Below are 23411 nucleotides of genomic sequence, written 5' to 3' on the forward strand. Positions count from 1 at the left end.
ATAATGAGCCAAGGTAAAATCGTACAAATCATTGGCGCGGTGATCGACGTGGAATTCCCGCGCGACGCCATGCCAAAGGTTTATGATGCCCTGAAGCTGGTTGATGCCGACCTGACGCTCGAAGTCCAGCAGCAGCTGGGCGACGGCGTGGCGCGCACCATCGCCATGGGTAGCTCTGACGGCCTGAAGCGTGGCATGAGCGTAGTCAACACCGGCGCACCGATTTCGGTGCCGGTGGGCAGCGCCACCCTGGGCCGCATCATGGATGTCTTGGGCAACCCGGTGGACGAAGCCGGCGCGGTAGCGACCGATGTTCGCCGCGCCATCCACCAGCCCGCTCCGAAGTTTGACGAGCTCTCCCCCGCCACCGACCTGCTGGAAACCGGCATCAAGGTGATTGACCTGCTGTGCCCGTTCGCCAAGGGCGGCAAAGTGGGCCTGTTCGGCGGCGCCGGCGTGGGCAAGACCGTCAACATGATGGAACTGATCAACAACATCGCCAAGGCACACTCCGGTTTGTCCGTGTTTGCCGGCGTTGGTGAGCGCACTCGTGAAGGTAACGACTTCTATCACGAGATGAAGGACTCCAACGTACTTGACAAAGTGGCGATGGTGTACGGCCAGATGAACGAGCCGCCGGGCAACCGTCTGCGCGTGGCCCTGACCGGTCTGACCATGGCCGAGCACTTCCGCGACGAGAAGGACGAAAGCGGCAAAGGCCGCGACGTGCTGTTCTTCGTGGACAACATCTACCGCTACACCCTGGCCGGTACCGAAGTATCCGCGCTGCTGGGCCGTATGCCTTCCGCGGTGGGCTATCAGCCGACGCTGGCGGAAGAAATGGGCCGTCTGCAAGAGCGTATTACTTCTACCCGCGATGGCTCGATTACGTCCATCCAGGCCGTATACGTACCTGCGGATGACTTGACCGACCCGTCTCCGGCGACCACCTTCGCCCACTTGGACGCCACCGTGGTTCTGTCGCGCGACATCGCTTCGCTGGGTATCTACCCGGCGGTGGATCCGCTCGACTCCACTTCGCGCCAGCTGGATCCGCTGGTGGTGGGCGACGAGCACTACACGGTAGCCCGTGGCGTGCAGTCCACGCTGCAGCGTTACAAGGAACTGCGCGACATCATCGCGATTCTGGGTATGGACGAATTGTCCGAGGAAGACAAACTGGTCGTGGCTCGCGCCCGTAAGATCCAGCGCTTCCTGTCCCAGCCGTTCCACGTGGCTGAAGTATTTACCGGCTCGCCGGGCAAATACGTGCCGCTGCGCGAAACCATCAAGGGTTTCAAGGCCATTCTCGCTGGCGAGTACGACCATCTGCCGGAACAAGCGTTCTACATGGTTGGCTCCATTGAAGAAGCTGCCGAGAAAGCCAAGACCCTTAACTAAGGAGAGGGCTGATGTCCAAGATGCGTGTGGAAGTGGTCAGCACCGAGCAAATGATCTTCTCCGGCGAAGCTGAATTCGTGGTTGCGCCGGCTACCGAAGGCGAGATCGGTGTGTATCCCCAACACGTGCCGCTCCTGACCCGTATCAAGCCCGGCGTGCTGCGTCTGAAAGTGCCGGGCAGCAGCGAAGAAGTTCTGGTGGCAGTGTCTGGCGGCATGATGGAAGTGCAGCCCAGCCTGATCACCGTGCTGGCGGATACGGCGATTCGCGGCGAGGATCTCGACGAGGCCCGCGCCAATGAGGCAAAACGCGCTGCGGAGGATTCCCTCAAGCGCGCCACCGACGACCTCTCCACCGCGAAGGCGCACGCTGCTCTGGCAGTGGCCATCGCGGAGTTGAAGGCGCTGGATTTCCTCAAGAAGCGCGCCCACTGATAAGAGATGTAATCGTGTATAGTAGGCTGCCACGCAAGTGGCAGCCTTTTTCCGTTTTCGACTCGTGAAAAACCATGGATAGTCTCAGCATCGTCATTCTCGCTGCCGGCAAAGGCAAGCGCATGTACTCCTCCAAACCCAAGGTATTGCACCCGATAGGCGGTGAGCCGATGCTGGCGCGGGTGATCCGCACCGCGCGCGCGCTGAAGCCGGCGCGCCTGATCGTGGTGTACGGCCACGGCGGCGAACAGGTGCGGGCGGCGATACCGGACGCGGATCTGATCTGGGCGGAGCAGGCCGAGCAACTGGGCACCGGCCACGCGCTGAAGATGGCTTTGCCGCACCTTCCGAAGGATGGCAAGACCATGGTGCTGTACGGCGATGTGCCGCTGACCAAGGCGGACACGCTGCGCCGCTTGTCCGATGCCGCCGGCGCGGGCATGGCGGTGCTGACCGATGTGCTGGACGACGCCAGCGGCTACGGCCGCATGGTGCGCGGTGCGGACGGCAAGCTCCAGGCCATCGTCGAGCACAAGGACTGTACGCCGGCGCAACTGGCGATCCGTGAAATCAACACCGGCATGATGGCCCTGCCCAATGCGCGGCTGGCCGGTTGGCTCGCCGCGCTCAACAACGGCAACGCACAGGGCGAATACTATCTGACCGACGTGCTGGCCCTGGCGGTGGCGGACGGCGTGAGCGTGGACAGCGCCAGCGTCGACGCCAGCTGGGAGGCCGCCGGCGTCAACAACAAGGTGCAGCTGGCCGAGCTGGAGCGCATCCTGCAGCGAAACCAGGCGCAGGCCTTGTTGGAAGCCGGCGTCACACTGGCGGACCCGGCGCGCATCGACATCCGCGGCGAACTCAGCCATGGCATGGACGTCAGCATAGACGTTGGCTGCGTGTTCGAGGGCAAGGTGGAACTGGGCGAGCAGGTGGAAATTGGCGCGCATTGCGTGTTGAAGAACGTCAAAGTGGCCGCCGGCACCAAGATCGCGCCGTTCTCGCATCTGGAAGACGCGGTGGTGGGCGAAGCGTGTCGGATCGGGCCTTACGCTCGTTTACGCCCCGGCGCGCAACTGGCCGGCCATGTGCACATCGGCAACTTCGTCGAAGTGAAGAAGAGCGTGATCGGCGAAGGCTCCAAGGTCAACCACCTGAGCTATGTCGGCGACGCCGAGATCGGCAGCAAGGTGAATGTGGGCGCCGGCTCGGTGACCTGCAATTACGATGGCGTAAACAAGTTCAAGACCGTGATCGGCGACAACGTCTTCGTCGGCTCCGGCACCCTGATGGTGGCGCCGGTGACGCTGGAATCCTACAGCACCATAGGCGCCGGCTCGGTGATCAGCCGAACCGCGCCGGCCGGCGAGCTGACAGTGGCGCGCGCGCGTCAGGTGACGGTGCCAGGCTGGAAGCGGCCTCAGAAAAAGACCGACTGACTCTATTTCCCGGCTAAGCGGCGCCCATTCTCCTGATTTGGAGGATGGGCGCCGTTTTTCATGGCGGCATTCTTGCGACAGCCCCTTGCCGCTGCGCGACGGTTCCGCGCGAGGGGCTTGTCAACGCCGAAGGTGCGCTGCTATGATCGCGAAACTTTCGAAACGAAACTTGTGATGACCAAACGAAATACTCAGCAACGCCGTCACGCCATTGCCGCCCTGGTGCAGGAACGCGGCGAAGTTAGCGTGGACGAGCTGACCAAGCGTTTCTCCACCTCCGAAGTGACCATACGCAAGGACCTGGCCCTGCTGGAAACCGGCGGACTGTTGCTGCGCCGTTACGGCGGAGCGGTGTCCTTGCCGTCGGAGATGGTGGTCGAGGAAGACGCGGAACAGGTTTCAAAACGAAAGATCGCCATCGCCCGCGCCGCCGCCGAGCGCCTCCGCGACCACAACCGCGTGATCATAGACAGCGGCACCACCACCAGCGCGATGATTCCGCTGCTGGGCAATAAGCGCGGCCTGGTGGTGATGACCAACTCCCTGAACGTGGCCGGCGCGCTGCGCGAGCTGGAGAACGAGCCGACGCTGCTGATGACCGGCGGCACCTGGGACCCGCATTCCGAATCCTTCCAGGGCCAGGTGGCGGAGCAGGTGCTGCGTTCCTATGATTTTGATCAGCTGTTCATCGGCGCCGACGGCATAGACCTTGATCGCGGCACCACCACCTTCAACGAACTGGTGGGCTTGTCGCGCGTGATGGCCGAAGTGGCGCGCGAAGTCATCGTGATGGTGGAGTCGGAAAAGATAGGCCGGCGCATCCCCAACCTGGAGTTGCCGTGGGAGCGCATCCATACCCTGGTGACCGACGACGCCTTGTCGGCGGAGGCCAGAACCCAAATTCAGGCGAAGGGCATTGCGCTGATCTGCGCGTCCTCGCCCACTGATAGTCCAAGGAGAAAGTAATGTGCGGCATTGTCGGCGCCATCGCGGCGCGTAATGTGGTTCCGGTGTTGGTGGACGGCCTGAAGCGGCTGGAATATCGCGGCTACGACTCCGCCGGCGTGGCGGTGTTGGCCGGCGACGCCATCCGTCGCGTGCGCCGCGTCGGCCGCGTCGCGGAGATGGAAAACGCAGCCGCGGAAGAAAGCCTGCAAGGTCAGGTGGGCATCGGCCACACCCGCTGGGCCACTCACGGCGGCGTCACCGAGCCCAACGCCCACCCGCATGTGTCCTTCGGCAAGATCGCCGTGGTGCACAACGGCATCATTGAAAACCACGAAGAGCAGCGCGAGCGCCTGAAAGGCCTGGGCTACGCCTTCGAATCGCAGACCGACACCGAAGTCATCGCCCACCTGGTGCATCACTACTACCAGGCCGGCGACAGCCTGTTCGACGCCGTCAAGCGCGCCAGCCGGGAGCTGACCGGCGCTTACGCCATCGGCGTGATCGCGGTGGACCGCCCGGACGAACTGGTGTGCGCGCGCATGGGCTGCCCGCTGCTGGTGGGCCTGGGCGACGGCGAGAACTTCATCGCCTCCGACGTTTCCGCCATCGTATCCGCCACCCGCCGCGTGATCTTCCTGGAAGAGGGCGACATCGGCCGGCTGACCCGCGACGGCGTGGAGCTGCTGGACAAGGACGACCAGCCGGCGCAGCGCCCGGTGCACGTGTCCGACGTGTCGCTGGCCTCGCTGGAGCTGGGCCCGTACAGCCACTTCATGCAGAAGGAAATCCACGAACAGCCGAAGGCGCTGTCCGACACCATAGACGCGGTGCAGGACTACGGCTTCAATCCCGAGCTGTTCGGCGAGCGCGCCGGCGAAGTGCTGCCGCAGCTGGAAGGCGTCAAGATCCTGGCCTGCGGCACCAGCTACTACGCCGGCCTGACCGCCAAATACTGGATCGAGACCATAGCCGGCGTGCAGTGCGACGTGGAAATCGCCAGCGAATACCGCTACCGCGACGCCTGGGCCAACCCCAACTACCTGGTGACCACCATCTCCCAATCCGGCGAGACGCTGGACACCATGGAAGCGCTGAAATACGCCAAGGAGCTGGGCCACCGCTACGCGCTGTCGATCTGCAATGTGCGCGAATCCGCGATTCCGCGCGCCAGCGAACTGGTGTTCTTCACCCGCGCCGGCGCGGAGATCGGCGTGGCCTCCACCAAGGCCTTCACCACCCAGCTGGTGGGCCTGTTCGCGCTGGCGGTGACCCTGGGCAAGGTGCGCGGCAAGGTCAGCGCGGCCGACGAGGCGCGCTACCTGGACGAGTTGCGCCACCTGCCGGGCAGCGTGCAGCACGCGCTGAACCTGGAGCCGCAGATCAAGGCCTGGGCCGACCAGTTCGCCGCCAAGGACAACGCGCTGTTCCTGGGCCGCGGCCTGCACTTCCCCATCGCGCTGGAAGGCGCGCTCAAGCTGAAGGAAATCTCCTACATCCACGCCGAAGCCTACCCGGCCGGCGAGCTCAAGCACGGCCCGCTGGCGCTGGTGGACGAGGACATGCCGGTGGTGGTGATCGCCCCCAACGACGCGCTGCTGGAAAAGGTGAAATCCAATATGCAGGAAGTGCGCGCGCGCGGCGGCGAGCTGTTCGTGTTCGCCGACCTGGACAGCCATTTCAGCGAGTCCGACGGCGTGCACGTGATCCGCACCCCGCGCCATGTCGGCGTGCTCAGCCCGGTGGTGCACGCCATCCCGGTGCAGATGCTGGCCTACCACGTGGCGCTGGCGCGCGGCACCGACGTCGACAAGCCGCGCAACCTGGCCAAGAGCGTGACGGTGGAGTGAGGCTTGCGCCTGGCGTTGACTAGTGTAAGCGGTAAATAGAAGCGTTGGTTTTTAGTTTCGAAGAAGCGTGGGTTTTCGTAGCCTCAGTTGCCCGGAAACCCACGCCAGCATTGCTTCCCAACGTATTTATTTGTCGCGACATTTTCCCGTCAGAATTGCACAAGAACCACCCCCCCATTCTTTTTAGAATTCGCCCTGGGCACCACCGCCTAACCTCCTCTTGCTGCTGTAGCGTTGCCTGCTCAGTACGGTGGCATTTACGTCTTCGGTATGACTCACAAGCGGACTCTATGCGCAGCACATGCAGTGGGCTGCATCCATATAGCTTAAAACCCACGCCTTCGGTTGTGCAGGGAGATGGCCATCTGGGCTCCTCCGTCTTGGGCGTCTTGGATGATGTGTGGTCTGCAGCCTGCGATGGGGGTATAGCTGGTAAGGGCTGTTGACTGACGTTGGGAATGGGGTCTACAGGGGTGGCAGCTTGCTATAAAAATGTAAGTTAATACGTACTTTTTCGTCGAGGAGCGAGTGACGACGCTGGGGGCATGGCAATGATGCTTGGTTTGTTTAGTCGCCGCTTGCAGGTGTGGATGCTGCGGCCGAAACCAAGTCTCGGTATTCAATAAAGGCGTCCAAACTTCTGCTGCGCAGGATAACGAGGCATCGTAGGAAGTCGGGTAGGAATAGATTTCCAGACGTTACGTGAGCGGCGAGGGTCTTCTGTGTGAAGCTGGCGCCAAGCGTGGTGAGCCGAGCGGCAAGCTCATCGATGCTCACCGGTGGGATTTGACGGATTTCGCTAAGAATGACAGCTTTAGCACGCTCTTCCCAAGGGGTTGCAACATCAAATGCTGTTCGCCAAAGCATAGGCGGCTCGGCATCAATCACATGAAGAATCTGCAGGAACAACGCCAGGCGTACCCTTCCGAGCGCGACACGAGACGCCAGTGCTTTTTCGTCTTCGTGCATGCCAAATGTAGTTGCTAACCGCCTCGCGAGCTCGGCATAGCCCACATCTTTTCGCATGAGGGCAACGCGAACGACGCGGGCAGCCAAGCTTGCCCAAGGAGCAATTTTTTCGCTCACAAATTTCCTTGTGTTCTCGAAATTTACGTCTATCGTTTACGCTGTAAATACCTACATTTTTATAGGAGAGCTTTCATCGCCTGGAATGGGCAAGGACCCTGCTATCAGCGTTGGCGTAGCTCAATTGTAGGGAGGTCGGCTGTTTCTGCCAATGGTTGGTGTGATGGCTCGCATGTGGGTTAAGAAGGGCGCTGATGGCGAAGCGGAGTGAGCAAAGGACGTTATGCGTGATGGCTTGGCGGTTTGCAAGCTGAGTTAAGTGAGGGTATTGCAGCAGGCAGGTTGTGTGCGTGCGTACAGAACAGCTGTGCGAACGCGTGCCCTTGCTTTGGGGAGAGAGTGCACAGTAGAATGCGGATTCTTTTGTTTGATACGAAAACGCAAAAACCCCGATATTGCCTCATGGTATACCGGTAATTGGCGTTTTGTCAAGCGAGCCGTTACACCATTTCTCAATTACAGTGGGCTGGAGCACAAACATGTAAAAGCTAACTCGATAGCAGCACCAACAACCTGTGCACCACAAATGAAAATGGAGGGTTTCCGGTTGGCGCCAGAAATCCCTCCACTGAGTTTGTTTTAGTGGCAAGCCAAACTTGAAGCCGCCCAAACCCATCAACAAGTGGGATGGTTTCATGCATGGCGCGCTCTGTCAACCCCTGCAGCCAATTTTTTGGCTGCAGGGGGGCGAAGCTATGGATGCAATCAATGGAAATGACTATCCGCGTCAAGGATGACGGCCGCCTATACTCCCGCCGCCCAGACTCTTTTATCGTAAGTTGCCCGTCCAGGGACCACACCTACTGCCCGTTGCCTCATCGTTGTTCCAGGTGCGGCTTGTATGCGTTATGGTTCGAAGCTGCCTTGATAGGTGGCCGCCATGCATAACTCACTGGTCACCACGGCTTCCCGTTCCCCGCAAGTGATGCCGCGGGAAGTTGTCTTGAGTTCCACTTCAGTTACCGTGAGCGACCTATTGAGCCCCCGCATGGCCGAAATCATGCGGGTACTGCCGGCCACGGAGTTGCGCAACAAGATGCGGAGGCCGGCGGTGCCTCATGCCGCAGAACTGCGAAAGGCCGACCCCGAGACCAAAATCCAAGCCCTCTCCAGTTTCAGCGGGGCCTATCTCCCGCTAACGGAGACACTGACGTTCACTTCGCAGGTTCTGGCGAAGACTCGCGAGGTATACCGTGCCAAGCAGTTTGGTTGTGAGGAGTTTCGGCGTTATTTCCACGCAACCGCGGAGGTTCTGCATGGCGAGAGATTGCGGCCACTGCCTGTATGTCTCAGTTCTATCACCGACACAGGATTCTGGCTGACAGGACCCTCATTAATGGGGCGAACTGCGACTTTGCGGCGCTTGGTTGAAATCTTGGGTAGGCCATTTTTGGTCGAGGGAGAGCACCCCGCCCCGCGATGTATGTGGGTGATGCCAGTTCTTTACCTAACCTATCCAACCTGCGGAACTCTCCGGGGAATGCTTCGGGATATGCGTGAGCGCGTGCTGTCGGTTGTTGGAGGTTACGACACTGATATCAACGCACTGTCCGAGATAGAGGGAGGGAATGGCGAGAATGTGGCGATTGCAATCTGCACCCTGCTGAATGTCGGCCTGGTTGTCCTCGATGGTGGTGGCTTTGCAAACGTCAATGGCCATACAGCGGCCATCTTGCAATTCCTGCTTAAGTTGCGACAGCACACAGGCATCCCAGTGCTCATCTCAGGCACCAGCGCATTCATGTACTGCACAAGCTTCATGGGAACTACGGCCTCTAACCTGGTCAACGGCCCTGGTCTGCATCTCGACCCGATTCCCAAGCCTGCTCCGTTGGTAGATGGCGTGGTCCCGAAAGCCAGAGGTGTCTGGCGGCAAGTGGTTACCTGGTTGTGGCAGGAGGGAGTGCTTCCAGAACATTGTGAGATGCCGGCTGCGCTTCCTGAGTGGGTATATGGTGTGACATTTGGCCGATTTGGTTGGCTGGTGCAGGGGTTTCGGGCGCTGCACGTCACGCTCGTGACGGCACCTGAGATGCAGCAGCCAGGCCGCCTTACCGAAGACGCCGTGAGGCAAATATTTGAGCGGGCGTTACAGCTGCATGCCGGTGCCCGAAGTGCCATAGCGAGGACGCAAGAAGTGGCCTCTGGTAAAGGCAAGCTGGCTGTCTTGAAGAATCTCGACCACCTTCCAGCGGCACTTTTTGAAAGGCCTCAGGTGCACGAGTGGTTGGACGAAGCAATCTTGAGTCGGATATGACCGCTATGAATCGGAACATTTTGGTGGCGCCGCACTTTCCTGACGGGGAGATTGTGAACGCCTTCCTCACTCGCATACTGAGTTATGGCGGCGTGCACTCCTTGTCTCTGGCATGCCGCCAGCTTCTCAATAGACGCCCCAGTCTTGATGGAATGCCGAATTACCTTGGTTTATTCCATCAAGAGCTCGGCTATCTTTATGGCGATATCGATACGCTCATCGATAAGCATACCGAATTCAACTTCATTTGCTGCGGCCTGCCCAAGGCGAAGTTTTCTGCTCAGCGGGCTAGGTTGATTGATAGGTATAAGGGGCCTGTTCGGCTCTGCCGACTTCCTTTGCTTTTTAGCGTCAGTGAACAGAGTTATCTGCAATGTTCCGAATGTGAAGAGCAGCAAAAAAAGGAGTTTGGATTCTCATTCATCCACCGGCGCATGGGTGTGCCATTCGTAAATGTTTGCCCTATTCATGGTGTTCCTTTGTGTACCAGCAAAAGACAGTTGCTACTTTTTGATGCCCACTGCCAGTCAAAGCCAAATAGTTATCAAGTGGCTATGACTATGGAACTCGGGAAACGCATTGAATATTGCATGGAGACGCCTGTGCATTTATCAAGATACGACAAAGATAGTGTTATTCATTTATTCAAATTATCAGGTTGGATAGATGATAACAATCGGTTCCACCTTATAGATTTTATACGGAAGTTCTCGATTTTTTTTGATGGAGCATTTTCGGATGAGCGTTTAAAAATTCTATGCCAGTCGGAACGGCATATTGAAAATGCGATACGTGCGCTATTGCGTAATGAAAAAAGTATCCACCCAGAATGGTGTGTGTTATTTGCTTGGTTTGCGGAGCAACAGCCATACACCGGTCCAGCCCAGTCCACGGTAGCCATACCCATTGAGGCAGCGCACAGAAGATTGGTAAGTCCAAAGGTAATGCCGTTGCGTGAAGCTGTTGCTGCCGAGCTGGCTAAACATAAGGCTCTGCAGGCAACAGCAATGGCTATGGGAATTAGTGCCTCGCTACTCAACGTGTTGTGCAAACGTTATGAAATTAATGTCAGTTGGCGTCCTAAAACTTTGAAGGAATCTATTGCTAATCTAGTCAAGAAAGAGCTAGTGGATGGTAAGTCACCGTCTGAAGTTGCTGCAAAATTCCAAATTTCGCTAACAAGCGTGTACCGCCAACTTGCAATTTTGACAGACGTACCGCTTCCTCGCGAGAAAGCGCTGAGTGCTCGCATAGAGTCTGATAAGGCGGAATGGCTGAATGCTATCCAGACAAATCCTGAAATGTCTCGCAATAGTTTACGGAAGAAATATCCAACATTATGGATGCGCTTATATAGAAATGCGCATGACTGGTTTGTGGCCAATCAGCCTACTTTCCATTTGCCTAATAATGGAGTGCGTGCAAGCCCTCCATGCAAATTACTTTGCAACTTAAATAGCGCTCTCGCTGAAGCAGCTGATGTTTGTACTGCGCCAGATAAAAAGCGCATCAACATGTCCCGCTATCGTTTCCAAGAACTTACACGAGTCCCTATCTATGCTTTGAAGAAGTGTGAGGATAATGGTTTTGTGGAAAAGCGCGAGGAGCAGCATGATGATTTTGTTCGAGCGCGTCTCAAGCGCCTTGCTGGGCTTGTCGGTAGACCATGTGCTATTGCAAAGAAAGCTGGCCTCCGTGAAGAGACCATTCGTAAAGTATTAAAGAAAAAAACAGATTGATTATTTAAATTTAGGGGTATTGCCAGTGGTGCGTAGAAATCCGCAATTGTTCACCATGCACATAGTGCCTGAAGAAGATGTGACTGGATTTATTGTGCGTCAGTCATTTGAGAGGAGTCAAGGAAAGGTCCTTATACGGCCAAGCACTGTAGCGGACTCTACAAGACGACCAGGATGGGTATTCCCCTCTGGGCTTGGCCACCTTGGGGAGGAATTGCAGGCCAAACTTCCACCTGTTGATGAATTAATTGATGGTCATACTCGATTTCCGCTTTATGCAAAATTCTTGACGGAAAAAGATTCAAAAGCATTACGTGAGCATCACAAGGGAATCGCAATTAAGGGGCTGGCCGCTCGTGTTGGTATGACGAATGGCGCTTTCCGAGGAAGGATGACTATGTGCCCAGAGTGTATGGAACGCGACATCCACCAGAATGGTTATGCCATCTGGCACCGACTTGCCTTGATGCCGGGAATTTTGGCGTGCCCAGAACATAAACGACCGTTACTCACGTTCTGTGAGGCCTGCGAAGCTGGTCATCGTCGTGTACGGACGAACTGGCGTCCGATGAGACGCTGTGTATGTGGCGGTCATTTGAGGGTAGTCGCAAGGCTAGATAACAAAACGCAAGAAATGGCCATATCGGTCGCCAGTATGGCCGACCAAATTCTTCGAGGCACGGGCTCTTCAATGGTGTCCTCGGAGTCTGTCACACAGGCTCTGCACCATTACTTTGGAAACTGCCGGCGTCTGCACGACAGGCTGAATGAGGCGCTATATCAGGCTATTGGACCAGATTATCGCTCGTTCCTAGGTATCGGCTTGGATACCTTGAGGCGTCTGGTAGGTTCTTTGGGTCACTATGGTCCTATTCGCAATCCCATTCAAAATCTTGCGGTCATACATGCGGTTTTTGGCGGGTTTGATAATTTCTCAGATGTGCTACGAGCAGGCCAAGAAGCGGTTGGTATTCGTTTTTCTAATCCTGAGTTGGATAAAAAAATCCCCGACAAGCGCCGAAAGGATAGGCATCGAACGAAAGAGCAATACATTGAATGGGTTGGTGGTCTTCCGTGGGAGCAGCAGGCTAATCTTAGGTTGACATATCGAAAATGGTTACTTGAATTACTGCATGAAAATCCAGCCATTTATAGAGCAGAATTGAAAACGCAACCTGGCGGCAAGGCTGCACTCCGCTATCTGTTGAATATCGATAAAGCATGGTACGACCGCACTCTACCGTCAAGGGCCAGAAAACGGTGTTATGTAACTCAAGAGCTTATTAATGTGCGAAAAATTGAGCAGCTTACTAGGCATATACAGAAACGATACGAGTTATCTCTTAAAGAAAGGCCAATGCAGCGAATCACTAAAGCTTATCTTCTCTCCAATGTGTCGTGCGAAACCACTACTAACTTGGTGCTTGCGAGCGAAGGTATTCAAATGTCACTTGCTGCTTACTCAGAAACCTTTGCTGAGTGGAAGAAGCGGGTGGAAGGAAACAACCTGAAGCAGGAAAAATGCTCACGATGGCATACCCAAAACGCAGGTTAATTGCTGATTGTAGTCATCTGCCCTACACCCCGGATGATGCAAAACGCATTCTCCGTACCGGTAAGCTTGACTACGTTGAGAGCTTTCCCCGACCAGAAAATGCAACAGGTTTTTATTTGGCGGATTTGGTTGGCAAGCCGATTCTGTCATGGCCTCCTGAATTGCCGAAACATGACCCGCGTGGGCATCCATCAACACCGAAATTTGAAGCATGGAAAAAAGCACAGGATAGCAAAATTGGTATTGCTGGAAATTACTTTGGCTTTAAAGGTGGAGGGCTTACACCAAACCATTCTGGACTTGAGGAACGCTGCCTCTATCATTTTGGGATGAATCCATTTGTTGTTGAGGTGCGTGCGCAATATCCAGAATGGGAACGCGGCATGTATCAGGAATGCAAAGAAATGAATTTGCGTATGCCAAAACGTGGCGTGATAACTATTGATTTTCTTCTGACTTTGAAAATACCAGGGGTCTCGGGATTTCACTATCACGCCGTTTCAGTGAAGCCTTATGAAAAGCTAAAACAGCTATCTGTACAGAAAAGGCATCTACGTGAGGTGGAATTGCTTCGTTGGTGGGGTTGTACACACGAAATAATGACTGAGCATTCAATTTCCATGCGTGAACATATCAATAACAGACGTCTTTTTGAGTATATGAAAATGGTGAATGATGTTTCAACATATCAGGAGGTAGCATCAAATATGGCGACCATATTGTTGAATGAGACTAGGTTTGAAATATGCGACAAGAGAATTAGTGCCGCTGCAGGATGTTTAGGATTGGGGAGGGATGTAGGCTATCGGATTTTCGCGATTGCGAATTTCTTAGGCTATCTAACACTTGACCATGAACATGAAATTTTGCCTGATAAGCCCTTGGTTTTGGTTGGGGACTGACGATTGTAGATTTTTATGTTGCTGAATTTGACTGGGGTTTAATTGTGGATGCTACAGAAAAGCCGGTAATTATACGCAACAGTAATCTATCACTTATTGTTGGACGTGGTAAGGAACTAATATTTAGGGTCCTTGCTTATAATGAATTGAGTGTCTGCGTTGTTGAACTGGGGGTGGTAAAAGCTGTCAAGGGCAATACTCTAGTGAGTAAAATATTTATACCGAATCCGCCCTCGAAAAAAGTCAGAAATAGAAAGAAATGGGCGCGAAATTTTGTAGATAATGCTCTTGCGAATGGAACGCTTGTACGTGTGGCGGAGTTTGGCATACCAGAGCAAATGACTCAATGCAGCATCCCTCCAGGAAGTAGTCCAGAATTGGACCGGAGAAGAAGCGTTGTTGAGTATATTGATAGATGTTGGGGTGATTCTGTTTTTTGGAACTGTAAAATTAATGCAAAAGCAGTCGGAGATGCCGCAACTCGATTCGGTGCTTGTGAGGATGCAGTGCGACAGTGGTTTGAAATGCATAAGTTTTATGGGGGACATGAGAATGCACTTATAGACCATCATTGGAGAAAAGGTGCTCCAGGTGTCTCTCGGCGAGATTTACGAAATGCAGATGGGACTCATACGCTGCTTGGCAGGAGAACTGACAGCGAGAAAATATTTGGGAATAAAGGGCACAAGAGAAAGCGCCTAACCAAGCAACAGCTTGCAAAATACGCTAGCTTTTTAAGGAAAGAAGCATGGGATAGTAATGATAATTTTCCTAAAATATTTCAGAGGTGGCTTATTAGCCGTGTGGCATTTAATCGTGATAAGGATGGAAACCTAGTAACATATCAAGTCGACCCCCGGAGTTTTCCCGGAGACGATAATATGAAGAGGATTGGCAGGAGGCTTCTTAAGCAATTTAGGGCTGAGCGAGCTGAAAGTCGGGAAGTTAAGGCAGGTCGAAGAGGAGGCAGTGCTCAAGACATTGTGCATGACCAATTGTCTATTTTGGATATAGATGGAACTCCTGCAGACAATTATCTTCTTTTTGGTAGTGAAGAGGTGAGGATTGACGGGGTTGGGAAACCGACTGTTCTGCTGGCGGTTGACCGGGCAAGCCTGGCTATTGTTGGTTGGGATGTGAGCTTTGGTCCTGAAAATGGTGATGCATATTTAAATTGTGTTTTTTCGGCATACACGTCCAAGACTCGTGAGCTTCATCGGTGGGGTGTGCCATATCTGGCCGGCATGGTTTATGGATGTGCCACTGATTTATTTATTGACCGGGGGCCTGGAGTATCATTGAGGGCACAAACGTCGCTTGTTGATAGGTTGCGCGTGGCTGCAAAAATGGCTCCTCCGGGTAGCCCTCCATCCAAAGGGCACGCTGAGCAGGTGATGAAGTACTTCCAAGAAGAGCTGAGTAATTTGTCAGGCTCTATATTCAAAACTGGCGATAAGGATGAGGATAGGAAAAGACAAAAAAACGCCAAGAAGGGAGCAGTTTCCTTGGAGAAATTCATGCAAGCCCTGCTTAAGGCAATTAGTAGGCGTAATCTGGAGACCGATGCAAGCCATCTTTTGACGCCGGATATGATGAAGAACAACATTGCCGCTTGCCCTGCTGAGATATATCGTTACAACAAAAACCGTAGGCGTGGTGATGCCCAGTGGGACTTGGCTCCAGAAGATATTTTTAGAAGACTATGTATTCCTCGAAAACAGAAAGCTCCGAATGGAATTGTTACAATCGATGGTAGAAAATATACCTCGGCAGAACTTCAGCTCTATGCGCGTACTTCTGAAGCAATGCACAATAAGGCCTCTTGTGAAATACAAACTTACGAGATTCCAAATGCTCCCTTTGTCTTGTTATGGGAGTTGACAGGTCAAGGACTTGGGCTGCTTGAAGCTACAGCATCGACGAAGAAGATATTCGAGGACGGGTATGGTTTTTTAACAAAATACCAAAATTACTACCGAAAACACCTGTCTGCAGAAGCAAAATTCATCGCTCGCAAGCACGTGAATGCCGCCATTAGTGCTGAGAGGGCGGCATCTGCCGCGGTGGTTTCGAAAGTCACACAAGCCAAGATAGACAATGTTGAGCGTAACGCAGCAATGGCGGCTCCTGTGGTCGAGACGGTTGGTACACCGAAAGAGCAGGCCCGGAGACACCTAGAACGCCAGAAGGTGACATCCATTATTTCTGAGTTCAATCAGGCACCTTTACAGGAGAGCGATTTCGCCAAGCCCATTGGTCGCGATAACGACTTGGTTTGGATTGATGACGAACAGGATTTGTTCATCGATGGTTAGCCGGCGGTGCGGGCGGGGAGCATTAGATGCGAGAGACTACAGTTTGTTGCTTGATGCCTCATGGCTGATACTCAGCAGGTATTGACGCACGGTTTTCATGCACTTAGTATAGGTTAGCGGTTGAGCCAAACCGTGGGCGAGTTGGCGCCCGTCAGTGCACGCACCGGACTTGTCCGGCACGGCAAAGCCAGTCGAAATTCCTGCGATACCTCTCTCTCGGCTTGATGACTCTTGGAAAGCCGGATAACGCGTGCCGTCCTGAAGAGCTTTCCGTTATGGAGTTCATCATGACTGCTTTCTCCTCTACCACTGCCGCTGCTGGCTTCTCTGCCACTCATTCTGAACAAGAACAAGCCAAAATCTTATGGTCGTATCTCGGTCCTAAGCACCCCCGCTTGACGGAGCCGACCGTACAGATTGTCGTCTGCAAACTTACACAGAGTCCGCAGGAAGGGCCCAAGCAACTCGCCAGACGACTCCAGCAAGAGCTGTTGCAATTTGGCGTTGCTATTAAGCACACAGCAGCAGTGGAGGCGGCCTCTCGGTTACAGGGGTTCTCAGACTGGCATACGGCCCGGCGGCAAGTTCCAAATGACACGCTCAGATTGACAGTAGTCATGGCGGATGTAACCGAAGACTTTGCTCGCTGGCAAGATTTGGCCATCAGACTCTGTAGCTGGTGCGAAGATTGGGTGACCCAGCGTGGCCCATGCGTATTCAGCCTCAGTTTTGCCACCAGTCACATGGCGATTAATGTCCACGTCAAGCAGCCAGACGCTTCTGAACAGACTTGGCCGTTCTTGTTGGTAACCACGTTAAGCGGTAATGGTGAATGGCTGGCCGACGCTTCTGGTGCGCTGGAGATGTTGCGCCGACATCTAGAGATACCAGGGAAAGCCATACTGGATGGTCTTGCGGTGTTTCAATTGTGTCGTAGCTTGTCGTCAGGGTTGTCGCACGCTGATAGTACAGACCTGACCATGGCCGATGTGGTGAACTCAGAACTTGTCCTGCTTCAAGTGGACCACGAGTTGGATTCGGGCTATGAAATCGCCCGCGGAGATGAGCTGACCTGCTGGTCACAGTTGAAACTAGCGTCCAAAAAACAGGGAGTACAGGCGATTACGTTAAAGGATGGTGCTTGGATAATCGGCGAGGCCCGATATATCTGGCAACTATCCACGATTCGCCCGAAAGACATCAGCCCAAGTCTGCTCATTCGGGAATTTAACGAGGCCGACTCTGCGGCCTTGCTTCGACGTTATCACGCCACAAATCGTTTCTTTCTACATGGCATACCACATCTTGAGGTTAAGGCTAAGCTTCTGAAAGACTTGGACGGATTGAGCGATTGCTACCGTGTCGACGTGCCTCGGTTGCTCCGGGAATTGGACCAGGCTGGCCTGACTTGGGAAAGCTACGGCGCAGAAGTTGACGAGCAATTGCCTATTGATTCCCAACTACCGGTAGGGTTTGTACTGGGTCTCATTGAGCGCTTGCAGCTTCAGGAGCCGAACGTTTTGTTTGCGCGGCCAAACCGTTCGGAGCTTGCTCTGGCAAAAGATGATGTCCTATTGCGCACGCTGCTGCCTCGGGTTGACCATGTGACCTACAGACTTCCCCGCGGAGTGAGCAGCGAGATTCAGGAAACGGTACGCGAAGCGATTGAAGGGCTCTGCACGGGAATGCGGTTGCAAAAGCTAATGGCGGGAGGCACTTTCCTTTCCCAAGACGACCCCTTGCCTTACCTGGTGTATGCCTGCGAGGCAGAGGAGCTACGTCTGACGCTCGAAAGTCATTCCATGGTGATGTATGTAGGGATAGTGCCTCGGCTGTTCAGGATGGAAGCGTTGCAGGCCCCCTTGCCACAGGCATTCCCCTTTGCGTTAGGAAAAAGCCTGTTCTTGGACATTGATTTTGCTGAGGAGGCCGCACTATGAATGCCATCGCTCAGGAATTGAGGGCGTGTCTGGAAGAACGGAATCTGGCTGGCTTTCTCGATGGCTTTGAGGCCATGTTGCAGACCGAGGCTCGTCCTCTCGATATCCGCGATATAACACAGCGTATTTTGCCTGCGATTCTGCTTGAGCTGCTGCAAAGTCGGCGTATCGACGCGCCTTGTTTGGTGCGCCTTGCGCAGTTTATTCGTAGCAACGTGCTCCTCGTTGTGGACAATGAAGTTCTTGTCGGCATTAACCAGCAACTACCGGCAGCTTGGCGAGTGGTCAAAGATGCAGGGACACCCTTGCCGACTCCTTTGATGACATATTCCGATGAGCCTCCCCGCCGTTCAAAGCGCACCGCTCCTTCTGGCCTGCCTGCGTCCGCGGATACCATTCCTATGCGGCGCATCGTGCTGCACAGTGAGTACGCCCTCGGTGTGGTGAATGTTAGTGACATGATGTCATTTAAGAAAAATGTTTGCGCCAGTCGTCAAGAGCGGGAGTTTCTCAAGGCGGTACGACAGTACTTCCCCAATCTGCAAGCCTACCCCAACGTCCCATTACGAAATTTCATCGAGGTAGAGGGAATGGTCTGTAGATTATCCGAGCGTCACCGCAGCTATGTACGGGCTGCCCAAGTCGATGTGCTGTTGTGCACCCAGGAGGAAGACCCCGTTGTCGGGTTCGAATTGGATTCGGCCTATCACGATGCCGCGGAAGTGGTGGAACGCGACCAGTTGAAAGACGAGCTGTTTTCCTTGGCTGGCATTCCACTGTTTCGTATCCGAGCGGATAACGCTTCACATGTGCGAGCCGAGGATTTTTACGACTTGCTGATTGCTGATGCGGAGTCCTTGGATAAGATACGCCCCCGCCGGCTCCGGCCGCGGCGCGACCACGATACCTTGGTGCCTGCATCTTTGCAGGCCAGTGTCATGAGAGGCTGAGGGCCTACATGAGGGGGAGTTGCTGTTGGTGAGCAGGTAGTTAGTTCCTTCATGAATAGCCATGATAAAGCAAGGCCCATACCTCCTAATGGCTAGTGGTATGGGCCATTTTCGTATTGACTAGATAGAGTCTATCGAAGGCCTGCAGTTACTTCTTAGTTGGTGGATTGTTCCCGCGGCCGCCTCCAGAAGGGCCTCCAGTGCGGCTTGGCCAATTCGGATTATCGTTGCCCGAGTAAGTGCGATTTGTCATGATGCTTTTTCCTTTCATGGTGTAAGTTACGTTGTCCCGCAGGACAAGAGTCATGCTCTCATCATCTGTGTCCAAAGCTGTACCGTGGCATGGAAAACCTACTCGGTGCGCCAAGTTCATCTCATTATTGTATTGATATGACCATAAACACGATTGTATCTACGGAATTTCCACAGATTACGGTATGGCGAAAGCTTGGCTCTTATGGAGGCATGCTTGGCCTTCAACCGAAGTGTGCTAAGGTCCCAAATCCAGAATTTATTGTTCGTCTGCTGACAGGTCACGTGAGTCATCAAGCACTTTTCCGGCGTGAGGTTGGCGGGCACTTTAAAAACCTTGAAAATTTGATTCGAGGGAAGCACAAAACTAGCCAGACGACGAAGCAACTGCTGATTAGTCAGCTAAGGCTTTCTACTGGGGAGGTGGACGGGCTTGCAGGTAGTTCCCTAGATGGCCCGCTAATGCCACGCATACTGAATATGTTTCATCTGGTTGAGAATCTCCCAAGGCAAGTGATTACACGGGCTTTAGATATAGAAATACCGTGTGCCCATTGTGGGAAGAACATGTTGGCTAGTACTGATGAATGGTGGTCTGAGCATGCACCTGGGATGGGGGGCGCAGAATACCTCTTTGCCGAGCGTCTACTGCGTGCCTCTCTGGGCGCCAGCTTGTTTGAACAGATGGCTGCTCATTTCTTGAACGGTGTAGTTCCGTCCCTAGAAAACTTAGAAGCATTGGCTAGTCCAAAGCGTCACCCGATTGGTAATTGGCTGTGGGAGGCCATGGAGGCCATGTCATGTACCTCGCTTGCAGAGTTGGCCGCCACAATGAATCTGCGTGGTGGTGTGGGCGCTACGTTCTCACATGCCCGCTTGCGGAAATGGTCTGCTGGTCAAGACGTGATGCCACTAGATGCCGGACAGGAAATTGCAGAGGCTTGTGGCAATACTGCGAGTAGGGTGAGACGTTTGATAGCGGCACGTGTTATTGCCTTAGTGGTTGACTTTGTTGAGGCCTCCCTGGTAGCAGATGGTGGCAGAAATGTGGCCCGTGAGCTTGTGTATGCTCGTCTTGTGAAACTCAACAAGAATCTGCAGATTGCTATCAGAACAATAAGCAAAGAATCTTAGCCCTTCTCCCGCCAGTGCTCTCACTTTACCCAGCCAAGAGTTGCTAACGTCTTGTGTGGTCACGTGTTTAAAGCTGTGTTGACAAGCGTTTATTAACTAGAGGTAAATATTTACTGTTTCATGGCCCCCTGCAATGCTTTGGGCGGTTTGAATACAGGCAGCTTTTACAAGTCCACTACTTGGCCTGATGGGGCGATAACCATATCTTGGCCAATCGGCACCAGATAAAGCAATTCGTGGCCAAAAAATTCTGCCAGTAAATGCTGGCAGTTTTTGAGCAAAATGCCCCAAGCTACCAGTAGCCAGGTGACTTGGGCTCTGGCGCGTCCAGAATGGGGTCTGAAACTTGAATCAGTGGGTCCAACCAGTCGGCCTTGGCTCGAGCCCAGGCGAGCCATGTAACCTTGTCAGCGGACAGGTCTCCAACCAACCTAGCAGCAGTCTCGACAGCATCTGCGAATGAACGTAGTCTGGTGGCGCGCTCCCAATCCGCTGCTGACGCTTCAAGTTGCTTGAAGCGTTCAGCTTCATGTGTACGCTGTTGGGTCAGAAACTCGAACCGTTCAACGGCGAGGCGGTGAGCTTCTTTTCGACGTGCTTCCTCCTGTTCTCTTGCAAGTGTTTCTTGTACAAGCGAGAGGATTCCGCTGATAACCTCGCCGAAGCGTTGTTCGAGCTGTGTTTTCGGGGTGTCTTTCCATGTTCTAGATAGCCTGCGGCCCATCTGCAGGGTCAGATTCCCGGTGGGAGTGTAGTCATAGCGAGGCACATGTGGATAGCTCATCGAGCTATTCCAGTGGGAGCGCTCCCGATAACGTTTTCGGGCTTGTTCTTCTACCTCGGTAATTTCATGGCGCGTTCGCCGGACGTGTTCGGTCAGGGTAAATTCGAGCACAGTGCCTGTTTCAATCCACCGGAATAATGTGATGCCTTGCTCACTGTTGACCTCTACCTCGAAGCCTTGTGCGACTAGTTCCTTCAGCAAGGTATCGGCAATACCGAGTGCCCGGTCGATGGATGCTTGCGTGACGGCGATATTCAGCACCTCTTTGGGGGCCGAACGCAGCAGGGTTTGCTCGAGCCAACCGTCATGCTGGCGCAACCGTTTCGAGGTAGCCTGCACCAGTGGATGAAAAGGCGACGATGGCACCTCGGGGAGAGGACGGGATGCCACCTCTTTGCGTTTCTTCGCGGTAGACTGCCTAGCGGCCTCCCGTATCACTGCTTTTTCCGGGGCTAGTCGGACTGGACCAGTTGCCTCTATGCGTTGTTGCTTCAGCTTTGGAAGCGGCGCTCGATTCATGATGCGACCCGCTTTCACCTTTGCCCAGTAACCACGACTCGGTAAAGGGATAGCCATAGCACGGCAAATTTTGGCAAGACCAACATCAGAAAGGCCATAGCGCGGAGCAACCACCGTAACCGGCTCTGTCCAAACCTCTTTGTAAAGGGTTTCCCTGTCGACGGGCTTATTGCTGTTTCCCATCACTGGCACCTCCTTCTTTCTGAGTCTCCCCGCCCCAACCGAAGCTTAATGAGCGCGCTAACTTCTAAAGCACCGACATGGAGCAACTTATGTGTCCAGGCGGGTGTGGTATTCCATGTCCTATCTAAAGCAACATGGCTATTTGTCATTACAGGCATAATTTTGCCTCCTAAACAGGTTTAAGCCGTTTAAAGGCATAATTTTGCCTGTTACATGTCGAACCATACTACTCGTTTTATTGTTAGGCCGATGCACTGAGCGTGGCTGTTTGATAGCTTGGTACGTTATCGGTCAATCAAGGCGCTTCGGAAAAACCAAGCGAGTGCAATTGTGGCAGCTGCAAATCTAACGTCAGAAGAGATGGAAGCAGAGCTGGGCGAAAAGCTCAGAAGACTTCGACTGAACAAGAACATCGACCAGCAGACCTTGGCGGCGCGGGCGGGAATAAGCGTTCGTGCTCTGCGAAACCTTGAGAGCGGACAAGGCTCATCAGTCAATACCTTGCTCAGGGTGCTCCGCACCCTGGGCCGGGAATCATGGCTGCAAACCATTGCCCCAGTGCCTACTATCAATCCGCTCACACTAACTCGAGCTGCCAAGCCACGACTACGCGCATCGCAGAAGCGTAAGCCGCAGAATAAAGATTGACCTTATCGAAGCCGATTGCGGCAACTGCCTTGTCCAATTGTATGGCAATGGGCTTGCCGGCCTGACATTGACGTTCTCAAGAACAGTAGAGCTAGGAGCAGATGCAGGCGTTCGCACAGTGAGCTCCCTCGAATCCTCTTCTTCGCGCACCATATCATGAAAATTTGATTTTTATGCCTTGTGGGCATGAATTTGGAATGTAATGATTATGCGTTATCAAAAGGGGACCGCCATGCCATACCAAGCCTCCATCCAACGCAGTACTCCGACCGCTTTTCTGTTCTTAGTTGACCAATCAGGTTCCATGGGGGACTTGATGGCTGCTTCCGACAAAACTAAAGCTCAATTCGTTGCGGATGTGCTCAACCGTACGCTGATGAACCTCATCACTCGTTGCTCGAAGCCAGAAGGGATTCGCGACTACTTCCAAATTGGTGTTATCGGTTACGGGGGCATGGGCGCCTGTAACGGTTTTCAAGGCTCTCTGGGCGGTAGCATTTTGCATCCAATTTCCAGTATCGGCGCCAACCCGTTACGTATAGAAGAGCGCCGCAAGAAGATGGATGACGGGGCGGGCGGCCTCATCGAGCAAACAGTCAAATTTCCTATCTGGTTCGAGCCACAGGCCGATGGCGGCACCCCCATGTGCGCCGCGTTGACTCAAGCGGCCGAAGAACTCGCTGCCTGGTGTGATGCGAATCCGGATAGCTACCCTCCGACGGTTTTACATGTGACCGATGGGGAATCCACAGATGGCGACCCAGAAGCAGTCGCGGACACCTTGCGTCAATTTCAGACCAATGACGGTAACGTGTTGTTACTGAACCTGCATGTGAGCGCGCAGGCGGGCAACCCTATCCGTTTCCCCGCTGCGGAGGGTGGGTTACCCGACCAGTACTCCAAGCTGCTCTTCAGAATGTCCAGCCAATTGCCCCAGCATCTAGTTAGCTATGCCCAAGGCAAAGGGTTTAGCGTCTCTCATGAATCCCGAGGGTTCATGTTCAATGCAGAGGCGTCTGAGATTGTCGAGTTCTTTGACATCGGCACACGTCCGTCGCAAATGCGGTAGAGCATT

General features: G+C 54.0%; 16 protein-coding genes. 14 read left to right on the forward strand and 2 right to left on the reverse strand.

What is annotated here, in order from left to right; all coding sequences use genetic code 11:
* Positions 1–3: 3 nt before the first annotated feature.
* The 5 genes from atpD (at position 4) to glmS (ending at position 6072) form a co-directional block, all read left to right on the forward strand.
* A complete protein-coding gene (gene atpD / locus MOV80_RS05920; RefSeq protein ID WP_019103741.1) occupies positions 4–1401 on the forward strand; it encodes a F0F1 ATP synthase subunit beta in 1398 nt (465 codons plus the stop codon).
* Between the two features lie 11 nt (positions 1402–1412).
* The gene (locus MOV80_RS05925) at positions 1413–1835 is read left to right on the forward strand and encodes a F0F1 ATP synthase subunit epsilon (protein ID WP_019103740.1); all 423 of its coding nucleotides are present in this window, start codon (positions 1413–1415) and stop codon (positions 1833–1835) included.
* A 74-nt stretch (positions 1836–1909) separates the two neighbouring features.
* A complete protein-coding gene (glmU, locus tag MOV80_RS05930) occupies positions 1910–3277 on the forward strand; it encodes a bifunctional UDP-N-acetylglucosamine diphosphorylase/glucosamine-1-phosphate N-acetyltransferase GlmU (RefSeq protein ID WP_043589591.1) in 1368 nt (455 codons plus the stop codon).
* A 174-nt stretch (positions 3278–3451) separates the two neighbouring features.
* Positions 3452–4243, forward strand: a complete 792-nt coding sequence (locus MOV80_RS05935) for a DeoR family transcriptional regulator (protein WP_043589593.1) — start codon at positions 3452–3454, stop codon at positions 4241–4243.
* On the forward strand, positions 4243–6072 hold the full coding sequence (glmS, locus tag MOV80_RS05940) for a glutamine--fructose-6-phosphate transaminase (isomerizing) (protein WP_249604909.1): 1830 nt from the start codon (positions 4243–4245) through the stop codon (positions 6070–6072). The genes MOV80_RS05935 and glmS overlap by 1 nt, the downstream gene beginning before the upstream one ends.
* A 567-nt stretch (positions 6073–6639) precedes the next feature.
* Here the strand turns inward: glmS and MOV80_RS05945 are convergent.
* Positions 6640–7158, reverse strand: a complete 519-nt coding sequence (locus MOV80_RS05945) for a DUF6471 domain-containing protein (protein ID WP_249604910.1) — start codon at positions 7156–7158, stop codon at positions 6640–6642.
* Positions 7159–8146: 988 nt separating this feature from the next.
* Between MOV80_RS05945 and MOV80_RS05950 the strand changes: the two genes are divergently transcribed.
* The 8 genes from MOV80_RS05950 to MOV80_RS05985 all read left to right on the forward strand — a co-directional run bounded on the left by MOV80_RS05950 (position 8147) and on the right by MOV80_RS05985 (position 20202).
* Positions 8147–9415, forward strand: a complete 1269-nt coding sequence (locus MOV80_RS05950; protein WP_249604911.1) for a hypothetical protein — start codon at positions 8147–8149, stop codon at positions 9413–9415.
* Positions 9412–11154: a TnsD family Tn7-like transposition protein gene (locus MOV80_RS05955; RefSeq protein WP_249604912.1), complete on the forward strand. Its 1743-nt coding sequence runs from the start codon at positions 9412–9414 to the stop codon at positions 11152–11154. The genes MOV80_RS05950 and MOV80_RS05955 overlap by 4 nt, the downstream gene beginning before the upstream one ends.
* 55 nt (positions 11155–11209) lie before the next feature.
* On the forward strand, positions 11210–12709 hold the full coding sequence (locus MOV80_RS05960) for a TniQ family protein (RefSeq protein WP_249604930.1): 1500 nt from the start codon (positions 11210–11212) through the stop codon (positions 12707–12709).
* Entirely contained in the window at positions 12685–13611 is a 927-nt protein-coding gene (locus tag MOV80_RS05965) for a TnsA endonuclease N-terminal domain-containing protein (protein WP_249604913.1), read from the forward strand. Before MOV80_RS05960 ends, MOV80_RS05965 begins: the two co-directional genes overlap by 25 nt.
* Before the next feature lie 44 nt (positions 13612–13655).
* Positions 13656–15926 (forward strand): hypothetical protein, encoded by a 2271-nt coding sequence (locus MOV80_RS05970; RefSeq protein ID WP_249604914.1) that lies wholly within the window; start codon positions 13656–13658, stop codon positions 15924–15926.
* A gap of 287 nt (positions 15927–16213) precedes the next feature.
* Entirely contained in the window at positions 16214–17866 is a 1653-nt protein-coding gene (locus MOV80_RS05975; protein ID WP_249604915.1) for a glyoxalase superfamily protein, read from the forward strand.
* Positions 17863–18816 carry a DUF2726 domain-containing protein gene (locus tag MOV80_RS05980; RefSeq protein WP_249604916.1) on the forward strand — a complete coding sequence of 318 codons (954 nt, stop codon included), beginning with the start codon at positions 17863–17865 and terminating at the stop codon, positions 18814–18816. Before MOV80_RS05975 ends, MOV80_RS05980 begins: the two co-directional genes overlap by 4 nt.
* Positions 18817–19158: 342 nt before the next feature.
* Entirely contained in the window at positions 19159–20202 is a 1044-nt protein-coding gene (locus tag MOV80_RS05985) for a hypothetical protein (protein ID WP_249604917.1), read from the forward strand.
* Between the two features lie 292 nt (positions 20203–20494).
* Here the strand turns inward: MOV80_RS05985 and MOV80_RS05990 are convergent, their stop codons facing one another.
* On the reverse strand, positions 20495–21688 hold the full coding sequence (locus MOV80_RS05990) for a hypothetical protein (protein WP_249604918.1): 1194 nt from the start codon (positions 21686–21688) through the stop codon (positions 20495–20497).
* An 880-nt stretch (positions 21689–22568) separates the two neighbouring features.
* Here MOV80_RS05990 and MOV80_RS05995 point away from each other — a divergent pair.
* Positions 22569–23405 carry a vWA domain-containing protein gene (locus MOV80_RS05995; protein WP_107802018.1) on the forward strand — a complete coding sequence of 279 codons (837 nt, stop codon included), beginning with the start codon at positions 22569–22571 and terminating at the stop codon, positions 23403–23405.
* The last annotated feature ends 6 nt before the right edge of the window (positions 23406–23411 follow it).

Source organism: Chromobacterium sp. IRSSSOUMB001 (assembly GCF_023507765.1).
GTDB classification, from domain to species: Bacteria; Pseudomonadota; Gammaproteobacteria; order Burkholderiales; family Chromobacteriaceae; genus Chromobacterium; species Chromobacterium haemolyticum.

Coding starts and splice junctions, on each gene's coding strand:
- atpD (WP_019103741.1), top strand. CDS start 4: ATGAGCCAAGGTAAAATCGTACAAATCATTGGCGCGGTGATCGACGTG.
- MOV80_RS05925 (WP_019103740.1), top strand. CDS start 1,413: ATGTCCAAGATGCGTGTGGAAGTGGTCAGCACCGAGCAAATGATCTTC.
- glmU (WP_043589591.1), top strand. CDS start 1,910: ATGGATAGTCTCAGCATCGTCATTCTCGCTGCCGGCAAAGGCAAGCGC.
- MOV80_RS05935 (WP_043589593.1), top strand. CDS start 3,452: ATGACCAAACGAAATACTCAGCAACGCCGTCACGCCATTGCCGCCCTG.
- glmS (WP_249604909.1), top strand. CDS start 4,243: ATGTGCGGCATTGTCGGCGCCATCGCGGCGCGTAATGTGGTTCCGGTG.
- MOV80_RS05950 (WP_249604911.1), top strand. CDS start 8,147: ATGGCCGAAATCATGCGGGTACTGCCGGCCACGGAGTTGCGCAACAAG.
- MOV80_RS05955 (WP_249604912.1), top strand. CDS start 9,412: ATGACCGCTATGAATCGGAACATTTTGGTGGCGCCGCACTTTCCTGAC.
- MOV80_RS05960 (WP_249604930.1), top strand. CDS start 11,210: ATGCACATAGTGCCTGAAGAAGATGTGACTGGATTTATTGTGCGTCAG.
- MOV80_RS05965 (WP_249604913.1), top strand. CDS start 12,685: ATGGCATACCCAAAACGCAGGTTAATTGCTGATTGTAGTCATCTGCCC.
- MOV80_RS05975 (WP_249604915.1), top strand. CDS start 16,214: ATGACTGCTTTCTCCTCTACCACTGCCGCTGCTGGCTTCTCTGCCACT.
- MOV80_RS05980 (WP_249604916.1), top strand. CDS start 17,863: ATGAATGCCATCGCTCAGGAATTGAGGGCGTGTCTGGAAGAACGGAAT.
- MOV80_RS05985 (WP_249604917.1), top strand. CDS start 19,159: ATGGAAAACCTACTCGGTGCGCCAAGTTCATCTCATTATTGTATTGAT.
- MOV80_RS05990 (WP_249604918.1), bottom strand. CDS start 21,688: ATGGGAAACAGCAATAAGCCCGTCGACAGGGAAACCCTTTACAAAGAG.
- MOV80_RS05995 (WP_107802018.1), top strand. CDS start 22,569: ATGCCATACCAAGCCTCCATCCAACGCAGTACTCCGACCGCTTTTCTG.